The 20,171-nt window shown below is 66.5% G+C and carries 17 protein-coding genes and 1 tRNA gene; 3 read left to right on the top strand and 15 right to left on the bottom strand.

Translation table 11 applies throughout. The features are described 5' to 3' along the window. Positions 1-16 precede the first annotated feature (16 nt). The 7 genes from pknB to CCK87_RS17400 form a co-directional block, all read right to left on the bottom strand. Positions 17-1,723 carry a Stk1 family PASTA domain-containing Ser/Thr kinase gene (gene pknB / locus CCK87_RS17430; RefSeq protein ID WP_140162919.1) on the bottom strand — a complete coding sequence of 569 codons (1,707 nt, stop codon included), beginning with the start codon at positions 1,721-1,723 and terminating at the stop codon, positions 17-19. Positions 1,724-1,786: 63 nt separating this feature from the next. Next, positions 1,787-3,598, bottom strand: coding sequence for a protein kinase (locus CCK87_RS17425; protein WP_086462697.1), 1,812 nt, complete (start codon positions 3,596-3,598; stop codon positions 1,787-1,789). Further along, on the bottom strand, positions 3,595-5,046 hold the full coding sequence (locus CCK87_RS17420) for a penicillin-binding protein 2 (protein ID WP_086462696.1): 1,452 nt from the start codon (positions 5,044-5,046) through the stop codon (positions 3,595-3,597). Before CCK87_RS17420 ends, CCK87_RS17425 begins: the two co-directional genes overlap by 4 nt. 4 nt (positions 5,047-5,050) lie before the next feature. Then, positions 5,051-6,448, bottom strand: a complete 1,398-nt coding sequence (locus CCK87_RS17415; RefSeq protein ID WP_249273971.1) for an FtsW/RodA/SpoVE family cell cycle protein — start codon at positions 6,446-6,448, stop codon at positions 5,051-5,053. A 1-nt stretch (position 6,449) separates the two neighbouring features. Next, entirely contained in the window at positions 6,450-7,760 is a 1,311-nt protein-coding gene (locus tag CCK87_RS17410; protein ID WP_086462695.1) for a PP2C family serine/threonine-protein phosphatase, read from the bottom strand. Between the two features lie 3 nt (positions 7,761-7,763). After that, positions 7,764-8,345, bottom strand: coding sequence for an FHA domain-containing protein (locus CCK87_RS17405; protein WP_086462694.1), 582 nt, complete (start codon positions 8,343-8,345; stop codon positions 7,764-7,766). Continuing rightward, a complete protein-coding gene (locus CCK87_RS17400; protein ID WP_086462693.1) occupies positions 8,342-9,145 on the bottom strand; it encodes a DUF3662 and FHA domain-containing protein in 804 nt (267 codons plus the stop codon). Before CCK87_RS17400 ends, CCK87_RS17405 begins: the two co-directional genes overlap by 4 nt. A 463-nt stretch (positions 9,146-9,608) precedes the next feature. Between CCK87_RS17400 and CCK87_RS17395 the strand changes: the two genes are divergently transcribed. The 3 genes from CCK87_RS17395 (at position 9,609) to CCK87_RS17385 (ending at position 11,478) form a co-directional block, all read left to right on the top strand. After that, positions 9,609-9,692 (top strand) — tRNA-Leu (locus CCK87_RS17395). A gap of 92 nt (positions 9,693-9,784) precedes the next feature. After that, a complete protein-coding gene (locus tag CCK87_RS17390) occupies positions 9,785-10,858 on the top strand; it encodes a hypothetical protein (RefSeq protein ID WP_086462692.1) in 1,074 nt (357 codons plus the stop codon). A gap of 23 nt (positions 10,859-10,881) precedes the next feature. Beyond that, complete coding sequence (locus CCK87_RS17385) at positions 10,882-11,478, top strand: uracil-DNA glycosylase family protein (RefSeq protein WP_249273970.1); 597 nt, start codon at positions 10,882-10,884, stop codon at positions 11,476-11,478. On the opposite strand, the gene CCK87_RS17380 is transcribed toward CCK87_RS17385, so the two are convergent. The 8 genes from CCK87_RS17380 to CCK87_RS17345 form a co-directional block, all read right to left on the bottom strand. After that, positions 11,475-12,008, bottom strand: coding sequence for a hypothetical protein (locus CCK87_RS17380; protein WP_086462690.1), 534 nt, complete (start codon positions 12,006-12,008; stop codon positions 11,475-11,477). The genes CCK87_RS17385 and CCK87_RS17380 overlap by 4 nt on opposite strands. 34 nt (positions 12,009-12,042) lie before the next feature. Next, positions 12,043-12,675 carry a GrpB family protein gene (locus CCK87_RS17375; RefSeq protein WP_086462689.1) on the bottom strand — a complete coding sequence of 211 codons (633 nt, stop codon included), beginning with the start codon at positions 12,673-12,675 and terminating at the stop codon, positions 12,043-12,045. A gap of 19 nt (positions 12,676-12,694) precedes the next feature. After that, positions 12,695-14,464: an ABC transporter ATP-binding protein gene (locus CCK87_RS17370; RefSeq protein WP_249273969.1), complete on the bottom strand. Its 1,770-nt coding sequence runs from the start codon at positions 14,462-14,464 to the stop codon at positions 12,695-12,697. Further along, positions 14,461-15,954 (bottom strand): ABC transporter ATP-binding protein, encoded by a 1,494-nt coding sequence (locus CCK87_RS17365; protein WP_170927341.1) that lies wholly within the window; start codon positions 15,952-15,954, stop codon positions 14,461-14,463. Before CCK87_RS17365 ends, CCK87_RS17370 begins: the two co-directional genes overlap by 4 nt. A 131-nt stretch (positions 15,955-16,085) precedes the next feature. Beyond that, complete coding sequence (locus tag CCK87_RS17360; RefSeq protein ID WP_249273968.1) at positions 16,086-16,910, bottom strand: ABC transporter ATP-binding protein; 825 nt, start codon at positions 16,908-16,910, stop codon at positions 16,086-16,088. Further along, complete coding sequence (locus CCK87_RS17355) at positions 16,907-17,959, bottom strand: iron chelate uptake ABC transporter family permease subunit (protein ID WP_086462687.1); 1,053 nt, start codon at positions 17,957-17,959, stop codon at positions 16,907-16,909. The genes CCK87_RS17360 and CCK87_RS17355 overlap by 4 nt, the downstream gene beginning before the upstream one ends. Then, a complete protein-coding gene (locus tag CCK87_RS17350; protein WP_249273967.1) occupies positions 17,956-18,966 on the bottom strand; it encodes an iron chelate uptake ABC transporter family permease subunit in 1,011 nt (336 codons plus the stop codon). Before CCK87_RS17350 ends, CCK87_RS17355 begins: the two co-directional genes overlap by 4 nt. Positions 18,967-18,982: 16 nt before the next feature. Beyond that, the gene (locus CCK87_RS17345; RefSeq protein WP_086462686.1) at positions 18,983-20,053 is read right to left on the bottom strand and encodes an ABC transporter substrate-binding protein; all 1,071 of its coding nucleotides are present in this window, start codon (positions 20,051-20,053) and stop codon (positions 18,983-18,985) included. Positions 20,054-20,171: the final 118 nt, after the last annotated feature.

Here is a 20,171-nt window from a genome sequence, read left to right as displayed (position 1 = left end):
AGGGCTGCGTCGGGCGCTACGCGCCTGTGCAATACCGGATGGCGATGGCCGACTTCTGTGGGGCATCTCCCGCCGCGACCGACTGGCCCGAAACCGGGTTTCCTGCGACGGTCTTGCAGCCAGGATCTCCATCGACGCTCACCTGAAGGGCGAGGTCTTGCAGGGTCGTGCTCGCCACGTTGAGCGGCTGGCCCGTGACGTCGGGAACAGTGACGAGTCCAGACGAGATCACGAGGTCCACCGAGTCTCCGACAAAGCTCGCGGTGCCCGCTGCGGGAGTCGTGCGGATGACCGTATCGGTCGGAGCCGTGGCGTGGTTCTCTTTCGTCGTGGTGCCCACGCTCAGTCCCAAAGCGGTGAGAGCCTGCGTCGCCTCCGCGTCGGGCTTGCCCGTCTCATCCGGAATCGACACGGTCTGCTTGCCCAGAGAGACATAGACGTCGATCACCAGGTCGGAGTTCTGGTTCAGTACCGTTCCTGGCTCGGGGTCGGTGCGGATGACACGACCCTCCGGAATATCAGGGTCGAAGATGTCTTGGCGGGCTGTCACGAGGCCCACCTGTTGCAACGTGCTGTCAGCCGCATCGAACGTCTGGCCGGCCACATTGGGCACCGTGATCGAGTTGTTGGGAACGATCGTCGTGGGCTGGAGCGTGAAGATCCAGAAGACGATAGCGATGATGATCACCGCGACGCTGGCGATTCCCGCCCAGATCCACACCACGGGCGGCCTCGACTGCGTGCGGACCGCGTAGTCGTCGTCGCCGGCGAGCTGCGTGAGAGCAGAATCTGATGCGGCGGTCAGGCTCGGAGGGGCTCCGAAGAGCGACGACTGGAAGTCTTCGACCGGTGGACGCTTCGAGGGAATCTTGCCCGCGCCGGCGACCTGGAGATCGGAGCGGAACTCGGCCGACGACTGGAAACGGGAGAAACGGTCTTTGGTGAGCGCGTGAAGAACGACGCGATCGATCGCGGGCGAGATGGCGGGGTTGATCGACGACGGTACCGGAGGGGTCTCGCTTACATGCTGATAGGCCACGGCCACGGGCGTGTCGCCGCGGAAGGGAGCCTGGCCCGTCAGCAACTCGAACAGAACGACACCGGTCGAGTAGAGGTCGGTGCGCGCGTCGACGGACTCGCCCCGCGCCTGCTCGGGCGAGAAATATTGCGCAGTGCCCAGGATCGCGGTCGTCTGCGCCACGGTTGCGGATGAATCGGAGATCGCGCGGGCGATACCGAAGTCCATGACCTTGACCTGGCCAGAGGTGGTGAGCATGATGTTGCCGGGCTTGATGTCGCGGTGGACGACCCCTGCACGGTGCGAGTACTCGAGCGCGGTGAGGATTCCCTCGGTGATGCGGATCGCCTCGGCGGGCGCGACCGGACCCTCTTTGATGATGTCCTTGAGCAGACGTCCCTCGACGTACTCCATGACGATGAACGGTACGACGCCTTCGAAGCCGCCGGGTTCGCGTACCTTCTCTTCGCCCGCGTCGAACACGCGCACGATAGTGGGGTGCGCCATGCGTGACGCGGCCTGAGCCTCCTGCTTGAACCGCGTGCGGAACACCGGATCGCTCGCCAGAGACGAGCGCAGGAGCTTGATCGCTACCTGTCGCCCGAGTCGCTCGTCTCTTCCTGAGTAGACATTGGCCATGCCCCCGCGGCCGATGACTTCTCCGATTCGATACCGCCCGGCAAGCAGGCGATGTTCATCGGTCACAGTGATACTCCATGGTCGGTGGGGCGGGGGCTTCTCAGTCTAGGTGCACAGGCTGGTTGTGACTCAGCCGCCGGTGCCGGTGCCGTTCCCCGTGCCGTTTCCGTTGCCGTTCGGCGCGGTGGTAGGCGGCGCCTGCGCCGTGAGACTGAGCGCAGGGGATGCGGGCGAGACGATTCCGGAGCAGGTGACGGTGTAGGCGACCGTCACCGGGCCGGCGGCGGTTGCCTGAAGAGTGGCCTGGGTGCCGATGCCCGGCTCGCTCAGAACCGTGGCGTTGGTGGCCACGATCGAGTACGCGCCGAGGCTGGTTCCCGACGGGCAGCTGTACGCACTCCACGAGACCGTGAACGAACCGGTGCCCGCAGGAACCTGGCCAGAGGGCGGAGGAGTCGGAGCATCGACGCTGACGAGCTTCGGTGCCGTCGTAGGCGCGTTCACCGTGGGCAGCGGGCCATAGACGGTGAGTTCGATCTTGGTTCCGCGCTGGACGTTGCCGACCGGGTTCACTTTGTAGACGGTTCCTACCTGCTCCGCGGAGGTTGCCGCAGTTCCCGTGACGTTCGATGCGCTCAGTTCGAAGTTGAGCCCGTCGAGGATGGCCGCCGCCTCGTCGAACGTCTTGCCGACGAGTTCGCTCTCGGGGATCGCGACAGTGTTCGCCGTCGGTGTCGGAGTGGGGGTGCTGGGTTTGGGAGTCGGCGTGTCTTTGGTGGGGGGAGCCGAGGAGCTCGTCGTCACCGGAACGTTGTTCGATCCGTTCTGGCCGATGACCAGCGCGGTGATGATTCCGCCCAACACGAGAACGAGGATGGCGATGAGAACGATGAGTGGCCACGTCCAGGGGCTGCGCTTCTTCTTCTTTTCTTCGACGCCAGTGGCGCCTTCTGCGTCGATGGGCGGGAGCCCGTCGACGCCACCGGCCGCACCGATCACGGTCGTGGCCTGCGTCGCGCCGTAGGCGACAGTGTTGGCCGTCGGCATCAGGCTGGTGGCCTGGGTCTGCGGGGCGGCTCGTCCGCCGAGAACCGCCGGTACTGCGGCGGCCGCAGCCGCGATGTCGCCACGACGCAGGGCCGTGGCGGCGCGGGCGAGGTTGGCGGTCGATGACGGACGGTCTTCGGGCTTCTTGGCGATGCACGAGAGAACCAGGTTGCGCACCGGCTCCGCCACCGTGATCGGCAGATCGGGAGGCGTCTCGTTGATCTGTGCCATGGCAATGGCGACCTGCGATTCGCCGGTGAATGGACGCTTGCCGGCGAGGCATTCGTAAGCGACGATTCCGAGCGAGTACACGTCGGTGGTCGGCGATGCCGACTGACCCGACGCCTGCTCGGGCGACAGGTACTGCACCGTTCCCATGACCTGACCCGTGGCGGTGAGGGGAACCTGATCGGCGATGCGCGCGATGCCGAAGTCGGTGATCTTGACCCGGCCATCGGGAGTGATCAGGAGGTTGCCCGGCTTGATGTCTCGGTGAACGAGGCCCGCGGCGTGTGCGGCCTGCAGTGCAGACGCGGTCTGCGCCACGATGTCGAGCACGCGGTCGGTCGAGAGCACATGCTCGCGCTCGAGGATGGTGGAGAGCGCCTCGCCGGGAACGAGTTCCATGACGAGGTAGGCGCTGCCCTCTTCTTCTCCGTAGTCGAAGACGTTGGCGATGCCTTCGTGGTTTACCAGTGCGGCGTGCCGCGCCTCGGCGCGGAAGCGCTCGAGGAAGCCCGGATCTCCGAGGTATTCGTCCTTGAGGATCTTGATCGCGACGGTCCGACCGATGACCAGGTCGGTGGCTTTCCAGACCTCGCCCATGCCTCCGATCGCAATGCGACTGGAGAGTTCGTAGCGCCCCCCGAAGGTGAGCCCTGCTGTGGGTCTCATTTACTCAGCACCGCCTCAAGTACTTGTTTTGCGATCGGCGCGGCGATGGAGTTCCCCGAGCCGGATTGGTTTTCGCCTCCGCCGTCTTCCACCACTACCGCGATGGCTACCCGAGGGTTGTCTGCGGGGGCGAAACCGGTGAACCAGAGAGTGTACGGATCGTCTTCGCCGTTCTCCGCCGTGCCTGTCTTACCGGCCACGCTGACCCCATCTATTCTTGCATTAGTGGCCGCGCCATTCTCGACCGCAGAGACCATGAACTGCGAAAGTGTCGAAGATGTTGCAGAGGTGATCGGGTCGGCGAAGACCTTGGGTTCGAACTGCTGCAACACCGTCAGATCGGGCGCCGTGATGGAGTCGACCAGGTTCGGTTTCATGATGGTTCCTTTGTTCGCGACTGCGGCGGAGAACATCGCGACCTGCAGAGGAGTGACCCTGTCTTCGTCCTGACCGAATGAAGACAGCGCGAGCTTGTCATCGGTCATGGGCGAGCGAATGGTGCTGGGCTGCACGGCCATCGGTATGTCGAGTTCTTTGTCGAACCCGAAGGCCTTCGCCTTGTCGACGAGGGTGCTGTCGCCCATCTGCACGCCGAACTCGGCCATGGGGATGTTGCACGAGAGGACGAAGGCAGTCTCGAGAGAGACTGTGTCGCCGCCGCCGCAGGTTCCGCCGCCGGCATTCGAGACCGTGTTGGTCGATCCTGGCAGGGGGAAGCGCGAGAGGTTCGGTTGCGTGTCGGTGGCTGCGATGCCGCTTTCGAGGGCGGCCGACGAGGTGACGATCTTGAACGTCGATCCCGGCGGATACAGGTTGCCGTCGATCGAGCGGTTGATCAGAGGATCGCCCGGTGTGTCGATCAACGTCCTATATGTGTCTGTCACGGCCTGTTTGTCGTGCACGGCGAGGGTGTTCGGGTCGAACGAGGGCTTGGACACCATGGCCAGGATGCGACCGGTCGACGGCTCGATGGCGACGACGGAGCCTTTGAGATCGCCCAGCGCATCCCATGCGGCCTGCTGAACCACCGGGTCGATGGTCAACTCGACGGACGCGCCCTTGGGCTTCTGCCCCGTGATGATGCTGTTGATGCGTGCGAGGAACTGGGAATCGGCGGTGCCCGACAGGTAGTCGCCGAGAGAGTTCTCGATGCCCGTCGAGCCTTGGCCCAGCGTGTAGTAGCCGGTGACCTGGCTGTACAGCGGGCCGTTCGTGTATGTGCGCAGGAACTTGTAGTCGTCGTCGATGGGGACCGACATGGCGATCGGCTGGCCGTCGACCAGGATCGGCCCGCGCTCGGCGTCGTAGCTGGCGTAGAGGGCGCGCGTGTTCCGGGTGTCCGCGGCGAGGGTATCCGTCTGAAAGAACTGGATGCTCGTGGTCGCGATGAAGAGTGCCCCGAACATCAGCAGAACGACGATCGCAACGCGTTTGAGTTCTTTGCTCATCGGACTAGATCACCAGCCTTGGCTGGTTGCGAACTGTGTCCGACAGGCGAAGCAACAGCGCGACGATGATCCAGTTGGCCATCAGGGATGAGCCTCCGGAGGCCAGGAACGGTGTCGTGAGGCCTGTGAGGGGGATGACCCGGGTGACTCCACCGATCACGACGAAGCACTGCAGGGCGATCACGAAAGAGAGTCCGACGCCGAGCAACCGACCGAAGTCGTCATGTCCCGCGAAGCTGATGCGCAGACCGCGCGCGATGAGCAGCAGGTACAGGCAGAGGATCGCGAAGATCCCCGCGAGTCCGAGCTCCTCACCGATCGACGAGATGATGAAGTCGCTCTGCCCCAGGGGTGTGATGTCGGGGCGGCCCCGACCGAGGCCGGTGCCGATCAATCCACCGTTGGCGAGACCGAAGATTCCCTGCACGAGTTGGAAGCTGCCGCCGTCTTCGCCGTAGTTCTTCTGGCTGAACGGGTCGAGCCACGCACTGAAGCGGTCGTTGACGTAGGTGAGGGTCTGGCTCGCGATGATCGCGCCGGCGAGGAACAAACCGCCTCCGAGCAGGATCCAGCTCGTGCGGCCCGTGGCGACGTAGAGCATGACCACGAAGAGGCCGAAGTAGAGCAGAGCCGTTCCGAGGTCTCGCTGGAAGACGATGACCGACATCGAGAGTGCCCAGATCACGAGGATGGGGCCGAGGTCGCGTGCCCGGGGAAAGCGCACGCCGAGGATCTTGCGTCCGACGAGTGACAGGGTGTCGCGGCGCTGCACGAGGAAGCCGGCAAAGAAGATCGCGAGCAGGATCTTGGCGATCTCGCCGGGCTGGAACGAGAACGGCCCGATGTGGATCCACACGCGGGCGCCGAAGATCTCCTGTCCGACTCCCGGGAGCATCGGGAGCAGCAGCAGAACAAAGGCCGCGAACATGAAGACGTAGGTGTAGCGCTGCAGCACGCGGTGATTGCGAATGATGACGACGACGGCGATCGCGCAGATAAGGGCGATCGCGCTCCACACGACCTGCCTGATGGCGGTCGAATCCCATCCCGTATCGCCGTTGATGAGGTCGATGTGGTAGATCACGGCGATGCCGATGCCGTTGAGAATTGAGGCGACGGGCAGGATGAACGGGTCGGCGTTCGGCGCCACGTAGCGCAGCGCGAAGTGCATGCCCAGCACGAGCACCGACAGGCTTGCGCAGAGAGTGATGACCGTCGAGTCCACGGTGCCGATCGCCCCGAGTTGCACGAGCACGACGGCGAACGCGTTGATTCCGCAGGCGACGACGAGCAGGAACAGCTCGAGGTTGCGGAGTTTCTGGGGCACGCGGATGCGACGGATGCCGCGACCGGCATCCGGAACCCGCGGCGAGGCCTCGATCACGGGAGACGATCCGTTCACATCAGCCAACGGGGGCCGCCGGTGCTTCGGGTGCCGGGGTGACAGACGGGGTGGGCGTGGGAGTGGGCGTCGGCTCTGGTTCGACTGCGGCGCCGAGGCGCTTCACGATCTCGAGGGCGGCCTTCACCGAGTCGGCGCTGATGGTGTCACGCACCTGCTCCTGGGTGTAGAACGGCAGATCGTCGAGTTGGATGTCGGTGGTCTGGTAGACCTCCGACAGGGCGATCGGCCCGACGCTCTGCTGCACGCCGTGGAAGATGGCGACCTGTCCGTCGACATCGCCGACGTAGTAGCGGGTCTGTGTCCACTTGTAGCCGGCGAAAGCGGCAGCCGCGATGGCGAGGATGACCACGAGGGCGCCGGCCAGCCATGCTGTCTTGCGTCGCCGTGAGCGACGCTGGTTCTCTTCGATGAGCTCGTCGAGGTAGTCCTCCGACTCGGGCTCGAAGTGGCTGGGGTCTGCGGGGCCGCGCTGGTGAAGGCGCAGGCCGGGCAGTCGCGAGACGCGGCGACCCAGGGTGCCCTCGAAGGCGACGGGTTTAGACGCGGAGCCGACGGTGACAGGCTCGACACCGTGCTCGTCGAACGAGGAGTTGATGTCGACGACCACGATGGTGACGTTGTCGGGCGCACCGCCGTCGAGAGCCTGCTTGACCAGGTCGGACACGACCTCGGCCGGCGTCATCTCGCTGGCCAGGGCCTCCGAGATGTGGTCGTTGTCGACGACCCCGGTGAGGCCGTCTGAGCAGATCAGCCACCGATCGCCGGGACGTGTGTCCATGACCTGCAGGTCGACGTCCGGTGTCGAATCGACGTCGCCGAGCACGCGCATCAAAACCGAGCGTCGCGGGTGGGTCTTGGCCTCCTCGGCCGTGATGCGACCCGAGTCGACGAGCCGCTGTACGAAGGTGTGGTCGGCGGTGATCTGAGTCAGAGTGCCGTCGCGAAATCGGTAGACGCGCGAGTCGCCGATGTGGGCGAGGGCCACGCTCTGACCGACGCGCACGAGAGCCGAGAGCGTGGTGCCCATGCCTGTAAGTTCTGGATGCTCGAACACGGTCTCTGCCAGGATCGCGTTGGCCGCGACGATGGCCTCCTGCAGGGCGAATTCTGCGTCGACAGCCGACCCGTACTCGCCGTCGATCTCGCGCAGGCGCGTGATGGCGAGAGCGGATGCGACGTCGCCGCCCGCGTGGCCGCCCATTCCGTCGGCCACCGCGAACAGAGACTGCCCGGCGAACCCGGAGTCCTGGTTGTTCGAGCGGATCTTGCCGACATGGGAGATGGCGGCGCTCGATGTGACGAGGGCCATCGGTTAGCGCCGCAACTCGAAGCTGGTCGCGCCGATCTTGATGGGCGTATTGAGTGGAACGTTCACCGGAGAGGTGACGCGCTTGCCGTCGAGGAAGGTTCCGTTCGTGGAGTCGAGATCCTGAAGCATCCACTCCTCGTTCCACACCATGAGCCTGGCGTGGTGGGTGGAGGTGTAGTCGTCGCGGATGACGACGCTCGAGTCGGTCGAGCGGCCGATGGTGAGCGGCATGGTGCCGAGGGGGATCTCGGTGCCGCTCTTCGTGCCGGCGGTGATGACCAGGCGCGACGCGTTACCGGTGGTCGCGCGGGGATGAGTTCCCGCTGAGGAGCCTTCGAGGGGGGTGAAGGTGGGCACCTTCGATTGGGGAACGGGCGCCTGCTGGCGGGGCGGGGCGTTTGTGCTCACGGCGGCGGCCGGGGCCGCCGTGGGGAAGCCGGCCGCGCCGGCGGCCTGCGCATCCGGAAGTTTCTTGACTCGGCGACCGAAGAGATCGCTGCGCATGGCGTAGACCACGACGAAGACGAAGATCCAGAGAAGGGCGAGGAACGCGAACTGCAGGATCAGAAGGGTGAGTTCACTCAACTGTTGTCCCTCCAGAAGCCACCCGGGTCGTGCCGGGGCCGATCGGGGCGCGGTGGCAGCGGGCGCTGCTCGCGGAAGGGCTCGGGCGCGCGGCTTTGGCGCTGAGTGCGCAGATCGGAGTACTGGTCGACGCTGGCCGACTGCGCGAGAACGCGGAACACGATGCGGGTACGGCCGATCTGGATGACGGACTCGGGCTCGAGCGCGGCCTTCGAGACGGCGACGCCGTTGAGTTGCGATCCGTTCGTGGAGCCGAGGTCTTTGACCTGGGCGCGCTTGCCGTCCCACAGGATCTCGACGTGCTTGCGCGAGGTGCCGGGATCGTCGATGGTGATGTCGGCATCCGAGCCCCGCCCGATCACGGTGCGCGAAGAGGTGATCGGGTAGCGCTTGCCGGCCACGTCGAGCACAGGGGTCCAGGTGACCTCTCCGGCCGCGTTGGCCGATTCGATCTGCACGAGGCCGTCGGTGAGGCGTGGGTTCTGCACGAGGTCCATCGAGATGCCACCGGCGAACTGGTAGCCCTGCTGCTTGGCGTGGGTCTGAACGAACTGGATGAGGTCGTCGCTGAGTGTAGGGCCGATGGCCTGCATGCGCTGGTAGTCGCCGGGGGCCAGGATGACGCGGAACGAGTTGGGCACGAGAATGCGGTCGCGCGAGATGACGGCGGCCTTGGTGTCGAGCTCGCGGCGCAGGGCAGAGGTGATCTCGACCGGCGCCAGCCCCGAGCGGAAGGTCTTGGCGAATGCGCCGTTGACGGCACGCTCGAGACCCTTCTCGAAGTTGTCCAGCAGTCCCACGTGTCTCCCTATTTCTTGCGCGCACGCCACAGTCCGGGCGGCGACGCTCAGGTAGATGTTACTTGTGTTGCGTGCAAATCCACCTAGTACGCGTTCTGGGCCTGTTGCCCGGTGGATTTCGTACCTCTTAAAAGCACGGCTGCGGGTCGGGTGGCACTTTGAGGTTCAGCGGTTGGTCATGGCCCCTCGAAACGGGCCAATGGAGCACGAATCGGTGGATATGCGGGCGAGTCGAGTGCCGCTGGCGGCGTGTTGCTCGATATGTGCGTCTTTAGCCTGCACCTGCACAAGTGAAGGGACGAGTCCGAGGGCCAACTGAGGACATTTCTGCTCCGATTCGCACGAAGGTGCGTGAATCCGAGGCTGTGCCTCGAGGACTCGTCTCCGGCAAGAAGCTTGTCCTCCTTTACAAGCGACTCCGAATTCCCTCACGCCGCCGCTTCGTGCTAATCTCTCTAAGTTCGCGCGAGTGGCGGAATTGGCAGACGCGCTGGCTTCAGGTGCCAGTGCTCGAAAGGGCGTGGGGGTTCAAGTCCCCCCTCGCGCACGCGAACGAATGAAGGCCGGATCGGGAGAAATCCCTGTCCGGCCTTTTGCTTTCCACACACCACCCCGCATCGCTGCAACTAATGTGGTCGGGTGACTCTGGATACCAGGCCGCTGGCTGATCGCATCGACCGCCGGGCACTCCGGGCCTTCCGGCGCACACTGCCCTCCACGGTGCGGCCGAAGTTGGTGACGGTGCTTCTGCCTGTCGCCCTCATCGCTGTTCCTTTTGTCTTCATGATCGCGCTGCTCACGGCGATCGGTGTCGATCAGTTCATCCTGCGCGATAAGGGCCTGTCGAGCATCCTGGCGTTTGTGCCGGTCATCACCATGCCCGTCGTCGCGATCACACTCCTCGTCAGGGCTCTGCGGCAGCGCAACGGAGTGAGGCAGTTTCGCATAGCCGAGTTCGCTCGGGCCAATTCGTTCAGCTACTCGCCGCGGGTTGAGCGGCCGTGGCTTCCGGGCATGATCTTTGAGCGCGAGGGGCAGTCGTCGTCGTATTCAACCGACATGGTGAGCCGTGACGGCGAGGCGCCGACGATTATCGCGAACCACACCTCGGTCGTCGGATCGGGAAAGAACAGGACAGTGCACCGGTGGGGTTACGTCGCGCTGCGCCTGACTACGCCGCTGCCCAACATCGTTCTCGATGCCCAGAAGAACAACTCTTGGGGCAGAGCAGCGTTACCCGTGGCCCTAGCGGCCCGGCAGCGATTGTCGCTCGAGGGAGACTTCGATCGGCACTTCGCCCTCTACTGCCCGGCGGGCTACGAAGCCGACGCCCTCTACCTCTTCACGCCCGACATCATGGCGCGGTTCATCGACAACGCCGCTTCGTTCGATATCGAGATCGTCGATGACTACCTGTTCCTCTACGCGCAGGGCGAGTTGTCGACTCTCGATCCCGAACTCTGGAAGCAGCTTCTCTCTACCGTCGAGGCGCTGTCGCAGAGGGTGAGGCAGTGGGCGCGGTGGCGTGATGAGCGTCTGGATGCCGGTGGCGCGGCATGGCCGGAAGGCGCGGCCGTTCCGAATTACGCTAGGCGAGAGGGCGTTGCGTCCCACGGGCGCAGGCTCGCCCGTCGAGCTGACTGGTGGTGGATCATCGGCGCCTTGCTGGCTCTCTTCGGGTTCTACAACCTCCTCCAAGACCTCTTCTTCTGATCCGCGAATGCGAAGATCGAGTGGTGACATCGCGACCCGTGGATGAGTTCGAGCTCATTCGTGAGGAGATCATCGGGGACCCGTCGAATGCATGGGCAACGAAACAGGGGTGGGAGCCCCTGTTCACCGGATCCGCGCGCGCTCGCGTGCTGGTCATCGGCCAGGCTCCGGGCCGAGTCGCGCAGGAGACGGGCCTGGCTTGGAGCGATGTGAGCGGGCGGCTGCTGCGATCATGGCTGGGCGTGACGGATGCGACGTTCTACGACCCCGAGAAGTTCGCGCTGCTGCCCATGGACTTCTACTTTCCGGGCAAGGGGCCGAGCGGCGACCTGCCGCCTCGACCCGAGGTCGCTCCGCTGTGGCATCCGCGCATCATCGGCGCGCTGACCGACGTGCGCCTCACGGTGCTGGTGGGTGCGTATTCGCAGCGGTACTACCTGCACGGGCAGAAGCGACAGTCCGTGACCGAGACGGTGCGGGCGGCCGAGTCGTTTCTGCCGTTCTTTCCGCTGGTTCATCCGTCGCCGTTGGCGAGGGGATGGCGTTCGCGTAACCCATGGTTCGAGGAGGAGACGGTTCCGCGGCTCGCCTCGGAAGTGCGGCGGGCCCTGAACGCCTAGTGGGCGCGCGCCGCGCGAAAGAGGATCACCGCGAAGATCGCGAAGACGGCAGCGCCGAGCCAGCCGCTGATGCCTCCGAGCGACGGAAGCAGGAACAGCACGAGCGTTCCGAGAGCTATCAGAACTGCGGCGAGAACCGCGAAGAGGCGCATTCCATACAGCGACACGAACACCAGATAGTGGGCTCCGACGATGATGAGCGACGCCGGAAAGAACAGAGCGGGCTCGTACGCTCCCAGAACAATCGCGACGAGCAGGCCGAAGGGCACGGTGAAAGCCGATTGCATCGCAAGGGATGTCGACGGATGACCCTTGGGCAAGGATGCCGGGCCGCCCATGACCGAGAGAACAAGAGTGGTCAAGGGAAAGATCAGCATGCCGCCCACGAAGAGCACGAGCATGCCCGCCGTCGCCGAACCCCAGAGGAAGACGGCGTTGGAAGCGGCCCAGACCACGGCCGATACCGCGGGGCCGGGAAAGCCGGCGCGGTAGACGCGCCGCACATCGGCCTGGGCCTCAGAGAAATCCATGGGCGCTCCTTGTATATAGACCATCGAGTCTGCGTCAGCTCAGAAATCCGGATGCGCGGAACGCACGTTCGTAGATCTCGAGGATCACGGCCTGCTTTCTCGCGTTGTAGTCCATGACCGCATCGTCCTCCCGCTGCGCGGCGGCGGCGGCGCGTTTCGTGTCGGCGTACAGCTCGCGATCGCTCGCGCTAGAGCGGAGCCAGTTGCGGAAGACGAGATGCTTGATGAGTTCAGGGCTGTCGGGTCCGAAGATATGGATGTTGGTGGCGGGCCCGCCGTCGGTCGGTGCGACGCGATCGTCTGGCCTGTGGCCGCCCCGGAACAGACGATGCTCGTGCCACCAGGGCTCGCGCACGGTGAGAACGAATCCCGCGTCCTGCAGGCTTCGTACATAGCCCGCCTCGTCGGCGGGGTCGGCGACCGTGACGTCGATGTCGATGACCGGTTTGGCGGGCAGGCCTTCTACGGCGGTCGAACCGACGTGATCGATGCGGAGAGCCCGGAGGCCGAGAACATCGTTGAGTCGCTCGCTGATCTCTGCGGCTTGCGAAGGCCATTCCGAGTCGTATTCGATGAGGTCGATCGTCGCGGGCATGGGCTCGACGACCCAGGGGTTGCCGGCGGCCGGCTCATCGGAGAACTCGGTGATCTCGCGCTTGGATGGCATCGAGTCACGGTACCAGGGCCTACGCCTCGCCTTCACGCGACCAGGCTCGCCAGAGGCGGGCATAGCCGCCTCCGGCCGCGACCAGCTCGGCGTGCGAGCCCTGCTCATGGATGCGGCCGTCGTGCATCAGGATCACTCGATCGGCCGTGGCGGCCTGGCTGAGTCGGTGGGCCACGATGAGCACGGTTCGACCGCGCCCCACCTCGGCTGCCGCTCGGTCGAGCCTGTCGGCGTCGCGGGATCCGCCCTCGGCGGTCGCCTCGTCGAGAATGACCAACTCCGGATCTGCCAGGAGCACCCGCGCCAGGGCGAGCTGCTGCGCCTCCGCCGGTGTCAGCGTCGTGCCCGACGAGCCGAGCGGCTCGTCGAGCCCGCTAGCCAGTCTCGAGACGAGAGGCGTTGCGCCGACCCGGGCCAACGCATCCACAACGGCCTCGTCCGTGGCATCGGCTCGCGCCACCGTGAGGTTCGCCCGCAGGGTCGCGTCGAATACGTGAACCTCTTGCGTGACCAGCACGACCGAACACTCCTGCTCAACCGAGCCCTCGGTCGGCTCGTGAACTCCGGCGACGAGCGCCGCGAGGGTGCTCTTGCCCGCGCCCGACGCGCCAACGACCGCGACGGTCTCGCCCGGCGACAGCTCGAAGTGAATGTCACTCAGCACGTCGTGGCCCTCTATATAGGAGTGGGCCACGCCCGTCAGACGCACGGTGCCCGCCGACGCGGCGCTCTCGACGCGCGAGGGCCGCCGCTGCGGAGCGCACGTGATCACGCCCACGATGCGACCGAGCGAGGCTAGTGCCGACTGCAACTCGTCGACCACGAAGAGCAGTTCGTTGATGGGCCCGAACAGTCGCAGAAACAGCAGCATTGCGGCCGTCGTGCCTCCAATGCTGCCCGAACCGTTCGACACGAGAACGAAACCCACCACGAGCAGTCCGCCCATGCCGAGCAGCTCGGCCAGGTTCAGACGCGCGAAGAACACGTTCTGGATGGCGCGGGCGCGCATGGTCCAGCCGGCGACGGCCCATGAGACGCGGGCGATCCGAACGATGTGCGCGGGGGCGAGACCGTAGGCGCGCACAGACTCGAGGCCCCGCAGGCTGTCGAGCAGGTGGTGAGCCCGATCGGCCACCGCCGCACGCTCGCCCGCGTACACCTGAGGAGCGTGTCGGAGGTAGCCTCGCACGGCCAGTGCGTGCACGGGCACCACGACAAGCAGCACCACCGCGTACCAGGGGTCTATCACGGCCATGCCCACGAGCGTCACGGCGATCGTGAAGAACGAGCCCGCCAGTGCGGGAACCACACTCGGAATCGCCTCGGCGACGACCGCCACATCGTCGCCTGCTCGCGAGATGAGGTCGCCTGTGCCGGCGACCTCGACCCGCGACTGCGGCAGACGGAACGCCGTGTCGACCATCCGCTCCCGCAGATCGGCCAGTGCTACTTCGATCAGACGCGACGCCCCGATCACTCCCGCCGCCCCCAGAAGCGCGGCCAGCAGAATGGATGCGGCCATCCAGCCGCCGAGCATCCAGACGGCTGCCGGGTCGCCAGACGCGCGGCCCGACTGGACGATGTCGACAACGGCTCCGAGTGCGAGTGGCGACACGACGCCGGCAGCGGCGCCGCCCGTCAGAAGAGTGACGACACCCGCGAGCTGCCACCATCGACCGGCGAGCGAGCGCCTGGCCTCTCGCCAGACCGTTCGAGTGTCGGCGACCGGCAGCCGGTCGGCAGTTCGGCGGGCTCCGGATGCGCTCGCGGAGGAGCTCGTGGCGCTCACGCTGCGGAGCCCGTGCGAGAGCCGGGGCTGTCGACGCGCACCACACGGTCGGCGATAGCGAGTAGGGCCGGGGACTGCGTGACCAGGACCGTGCGGTTGCCGGTGCGCTCCGACCGCAGGCGGTCAGCGATGCCCGCCTCGGTGACGGCGTCGACCGCCGTCGTCGGATCATTCAGCACGAGTACCGGCGCATCCTGAGCCAAGGCGCGGGCGAGAGCGACGCGCTGCCGCTGGCCTCCCGACAGTGCGGAGCCGCCCTCACCGACAGGACTGTCCCAGCCTTGCGTCAAGAGATCGAGGAGTTCGTCGCAGCCCGCAGCGGTGAGTGCTGCCCGGGCGCGCGTCGCCTCGACTCCGGGCAACGCGACGTTCTGCCACACCGTTCCCGTGAAGAGATGCGCCGCATTGGGCACGGCCAGAGCATCCGGATGCGTCTGCCGCAGCGCCGCGATCACCCTCTGGGCCTCGACGCCATCGGACGCGACACCGACGAGTTCGCCCTCCCCGATGCGACCGATGCCACGGGCAGCGGGACGCCTGCTTCGGGCGGCGCCCGTCGCATCCGGATCTGCCTCGCGCAGCAGCGCGAGGAGACGGGCCGACGATGCCGTCGCCGAGGCCCACAGCGCCCCCGCATTGCGGGCCGCGTACTGCAACGGATCGATGAGGAACTGCGCCAGCCCGACCACAGCGATCAACTCGCCGAGTCCGAGGCCACCGGTGACCGCACTCAGCGCGGCAGCCACGGCGATGCCGGTCAAGAAGAGGCCGCTGGCCACGTCCATCGTTCCGCCGAACACCCCCTCGGCGCGACGAGCGTGCAGCGTGCTGGCGAGCGCGGCGCGGCTGGTCTGCTTATAGCGCCGCGACGCTTCGGCCTCGGCACCGATTCCACGGATCACCCTGTAGCCCGTCATGAGGTCCGCTGCCTGGCCCGCGGCGACGGCTGCGGCCTCCTGCTCGTCACCGCTGCGGTCGCGCAACGTGCGTCCGGCCCGTTCGGTGACCCACAGCAGCAGCGGAGCCCCGACGAGCACGGCGATTCCCAGCGGCCACGAGATCACGAGCAAGAGTCCGCCACCGAACAGCACGGCTGCGAATTGCCCCACCGGGTAGACGCCGATCTCCACCGCCGAAGAAAGCCGGTTCACATCAGAGGTGGCGAGCGAGAGGGCGACGCCCGGTTGGTCTGAGGCACGGCGGGCACCGGATGCGCGCAGCAACAGGCGCTCCGTCACGAGCGTGCGCAGGCTGTGCTGAACGGCGAGCATGCCGAGTTCGGCCAGGCGCGAGCCGAAGCGCCAGGAGAACGACAGCAGCGCGAAGTCGACGGCGAGCAGCCCGAGCCAGAGCATGAGCTGCCCGAGGTCACCGGTCGACACGGCGCGCTCGATCGCGAGGCCCATGAGCACGGGCACGAGCGCCTCGCCGATCTGATGGGTGACGCTGAGCGCTCCCGCGGGAACGGAATAGCGCGGTGCAGCCGTCATCACCCGAAGAGTGAGGCGCCTCGCGGTCGTGGCGTCGTCGACGCGGAGGGGTCGTGTGCGAGGAGGCTCTCCGGGCGCCTGGAGCAGCATCCGGGGAGCCCAACGCCGACGTGAGCCGGAAGCGTGTGGGTTCACCGGTTTGCTCGTTCGCGCCCGATCGGCACGACCGAGGGCATGCCCGTCACCGGGTCGGGCACCACGACGCAGCGCAGCCCGAACACCTCCTCGACCAGCGACGCCGTCACGATCTCAGACGGGGCTCCCTGTGCCACGACCGATCCGTCTTTCATGGCGATCAGGTGCGTCGCATAGCGGGCCGCCTGGTTGAGGTCGTGCAGCACAGCCACGAGCGTGGTGCCCTGCTCATTGAGGTCGGTGAACAGCTCCATGAGCTCGATCTGATGCGCGATGTCGAGGAAGGTCGTGGGTTCGTCGAGCAGCATCAGGGGAGTCTGTTGCGCGAGTACCATCGCCACCCACACTCGCTGTCGCTGACCGCCCGAGAGCTCGTCGACGTGCCGACCCGAGAGCTCGGTCACCCCGGTCGCATCCATCGCCGCGATGACGGCGGCCTCGTCGGCCGGCGACCACTGCCGCATGAACCCCTGGTGCGGATGCCGCCCGCGAGCCACGAGGTCGGCCACCGTGATGCCGTCTGGTGCCAGCGACGTCTGCGGCAGCAGGCCCAGCACGCGCGCCACCTCTCGAGCCTTGTACGACGAGATCGAGCGCCCGTCGAGCACCACCTGACCCGCACTCGGCACGATGAGCTTCGACAGAGCTCGCAGCAGTGTCGACTTGCCGCACGCATTCGGTCCGACGATCACGGTGAACGAGCCGTCGGGAATCTCGACGGACAGCTCTCGGGAGATCACCCGTCGGTCGTAGCCGATGGTGATGTCCGAGGCCGCGAGCCTCGGCGACGCGGAGATGGAAGCGGGGGAATGAAGGGTCAACGTCGTCTCCGGACTTCGTGGATGAGGAGCCAGACCAGGTAGCCGCCGCCGCCGACCACGGTGACGAGCCCGACGGGCAGGTTGTCGGGCAGCGCGAACTGGGCGACGATATCCGACGCCGTCAGAACCAGTGCTCCGACGAGCGCCGAGGGTACGAGGGCGATCCCGGCGGTTCGCGTGATTCGTTTCGCGATCTGCGGTGCGGCCAGCGAGATGAACGCGATCGGGCCAGCGGCGCCCGTGACGACCGCGCTCAGCGCGACCGCGCACACGACGAGCCACAGCCGTGCCGGCTCCACCCTCGAGCCGAGCGATCGGGCCGCGTCATCGCCGAGCTCGAGCTGTCGCATCGGCCCCACCAGAGTGCCCAGCGCGACGAAGACGACGGCGACCACGACGACGGCGGGAACGAGCTGCGCCCAGCCCACCGGGTTGAGCGAGCCCAGCGCCCACACGCTCGCCACCATGGCGACTTCGAGCTTCGCGCGCAGAATCAGATACACGCCGAGCGCCTCGAGCATGGCCGAGACACCGATGCCCACGACGATCAGACGGAACCCGTGCATGCCGTTGCGGTACGCGAGCACGTAGACGGCGGCGGCCGCGAGCAGGCCTCCGATGATCGCCCCGCCCGCCACGGGCACAGAGCCCGCGCCGACTCCGAACACGATGATCATGATGAGACCGCCGGCGTACGACCCGGCAGAGAGGCCGATCACATCGGGACTCGCCAACGGATTGCGAGTGAGCGACTGGAAGATGGCACCCGAGACGCCCAACGCCGCTCCGAACACCATGGCGCTGAGCACTCGCGGCAGCCGCCATTCGAACACCACGAGGTGCGCGAGCCCCTCCTGAGAGCCCAGCAGTGCCGACACCACATCGACCGGGCTCAGCGGCAGGTCGCCGAGGCAGAGGGCGAGAATGGCGACGACCACCGTCGCCAGAGCCAGTGCTGCGCCGATGAGCGCGGTGCGCATCCGGAACCGAATCGAGAAAGGGCCCCGCCGCAGCACGGCGGTGCGCGAGCCGAAATCGACGCGGCTCATAGCGAACTCGCCTTCGCCCGGCGCACGAGGTGGATGAGCACGGGCGCCCCGACGAACGGGGTCACGACGCCGACGGGTACCTCGCTCGGCCACAGGATGACGCGGCCGATCACATCCGAGACCAGGAGCACGACCGGAGCGATCACGACGCAGTACGGGATGATCCAGCGCTGGTCGGGCCCCACGATCCAGCGGGCGATGTGCGGCACCATCAGCCCGACGAACGCGACAGGCCCGGCGATCGCCGTGGCTGCGCCGGTGAGCAGCGTGATGGCGACCACCGAGATGACGCGGGTGCGCACGATGTTCGTGCCGAGCGACGATGCCAGGTCATCACCGAGCCCCATGGTGTTGAGCGGCCGTGCGCAGAAGAGCGCGAGCAGAACGCCCACCACCACGAACGGAAGGGCGGGCAGGATCACATCGAAACCGCGCTCGATGAACGAGCCGGCGCTCCAGGCGCGCAGCCTGTTGAAGGTCACCGGGTCGAGCAGCGTCATGGCGGTCGTGATGCCCGTGAGCACGGCGGCCAACGCCACGCCCGCGAGTGTGAGGCGGATCGGATCGGGTGCGCCGCGACCGGCCGAACCGACGACGTAGACCAGCACCGTCACCACAAAAGCGCCGACGAATGCGAAGGGCAGATACTGCACCGGGCTTGCCGCGCCCAGCAGCACGCCGATCGCGACGAAGAGCCCGGCCCCGGCATCGACACCGAGGATGCCCGGGTCGCCGAGAGGGTTGCGGGTGAGTGCCTGGATGACGGCTCCCGCCACACCGAGTCCGGCACCCACCACGAGCGCCGCGACGGTGCGCGGCACTCGCAGATCGACCACGACTTGATCAGTGGTCGTTCCGCTGTAGGCCGTGAGCGCGTGCCAGAGTTCGGCCGGCCCGAGTTGGTTCGAGCCGACGACGATGCTCAGCACGACCGCCGCGATCAGTGCGCCGACCGCGGCGGCCAGGCCGAGCATCCGGCGCCTGTCTGATGCGCGGGGAGTGCGCACCGCGAGGGTGCTCAGCTCAGCCCTCGACGCTCTGCGGCGCGGTGCCGTCGACAGCGTCGACCAGGCGTGGAACGAGCTTCTCGAGGACGTACTTCTGGCTCAGGGGAGTGAGGAAGTAGATGGCACCCGACAGCTCGGGGTTGCTGAACACCGCGTGTCCGCCGGTGACCGCGCTGAGGCTCGAGGTGGTGCCGAAGTCGAGGATCTCCTTGACGCCGTCGTCGCTCTCGGTGGCGAAGACGATCACGTCGGCGTCGATCAGACTCATGTTCTCGGGCGAGATGAGCGCCTGCTGGCCCTCCTCCGGAGCGTACTTCTCGAGTCCGGGTGTCATCACGAAGCCGAGGTCGGTGAGGAAGTCGGTGTTGAGCCCGTCGGGGTAGACGTAGAGGTTGCCGTCGTAGGGAACGCCCTGCGAGAAGCTGGCCGTGAGCCCGGCGAACTCCGGATGCGCGGCGGCAGCCTCGGCATAGGCCGTCTCGACGCCCTCGATCAACGCCTCGCCCTCGGCGGATCGGCCCATCGCCTTGGACACCTGGCGGGTCTGGTCCTGCCAATCGGAGAAGTAGAGGCCTGAGCCCTCGACGCCCGTGACGGTCGGTGCGATGGCGGCGAGCTTCTTGTACGCGTCTTCGGTGAGACCCGCGTTCGTTCCCACGATGAGGTCGGGCTTCAGCGACGCGATCTTCTCGAATTCGAGGCCGTCGGTCTGGTCGAGCACGGTCGGCTTGGCGTCGCCCAGCAGATCGGTGGCCCACGGCCACACGGCGTAGGGCTGCTCGCCGTACCACTCGGTAGTGGCGATGGGAGCGACGCCGAGCTCGAGCAGGATGTCTTGTTCGGTCAGGCCGACGACGACGACGCGTTGTGGCTCGGACGGGATGACGGTCTCGCCGAACTGGTGCTCGACGGTCACGGGAAAGCTGTCGCTCGGCTCTGTCGTGTAGTTCGGGTTGTCGGCGGCGGCCTCGGCAGACGTCGCGCAGCCGGTCAAAGCGGCGCCACTCAGGCTGATGATTGCGGAGAGTGTGAGAAGTCGACGGGCGAGGGAGGCTGCGCGCGGGCGGGCCGGGGAGATCGTATTCATGGGTCCTTCGTCGTGAGGGGCATCGTCGGGTGCGTCGTGATGCGAACACAGGTTAGCCTTGCCTAAGCTTGACGCGCCATCGCCCTGAGAAGACAGAACTATCCGAGGAACGACATCC

It is taken from the genome of Agreia sp. VKM Ac-1783 (genome assembly GCF_900177765.1).
Taxonomy (GTDB): domain Bacteria; phylum Actinomycetota; class Actinomycetes; order Actinomycetales; family Microbacteriaceae; genus Agreia.
This window is presented reverse-complemented; position numbering and strand designations above follow the sequence as displayed.

Bases quoted from the DNA above. Each gene is read 5' to 3' on its own strand.
- CCK87_RS17425 (WP_086462697.1), bottom strand. From the start codon at position 3,598: ATGAGACCCACAGCAGGGCTCACCTTCGGGGGGCGCTACGAACTCTCC.
- CCK87_RS17420 (WP_086462696.1), bottom strand. From the start codon at position 5,046: ATGAGCAAAGAACTCAAACGCGTTGCGATCGTCGTTCTGCTGATGTTC.
- CCK87_RS17410 (WP_086462695.1), bottom strand. From the start codon at position 7,760: ATGGCCCTCGTCACATCGAGCGCCGCCATCTCCCATGTCGGCAAGATC.
- CCK87_RS17380 (WP_086462690.1), bottom strand. From the start codon at position 12,008: ATGGATTTCTCTGAGGCCCAGGCCGATGTGCGGCGCGTCTACCGCGCC.
- CCK87_RS17375 (WP_086462689.1), bottom strand. From the start codon at position 12,675: ATGCCATCCAAGCGCGAGATCACCGAGTTCTCCGATGAGCCGGCCGCC.
- CCK87_RS17365 (WP_170927341.1), bottom strand. From the start codon at position 15,954: ATGACGGCTGCACCGCGCTATTCCGTTCCCGCGGGAGCGCTCAGCGTC.
- CCK87_RS17355 (WP_086462687.1), bottom strand. From the start codon at position 17,959: ATGAGCCGCGTCGATTTCGGCTCGCGCACCGCCGTGCTGCGGCGGGGC.
- CCK87_RS17345 (WP_086462686.1), bottom strand. From the start codon at position 20,053: ATGAATACGATCTCCCCGGCCCGCCCGCGCGCAGCCTCCCTCGCCCGT.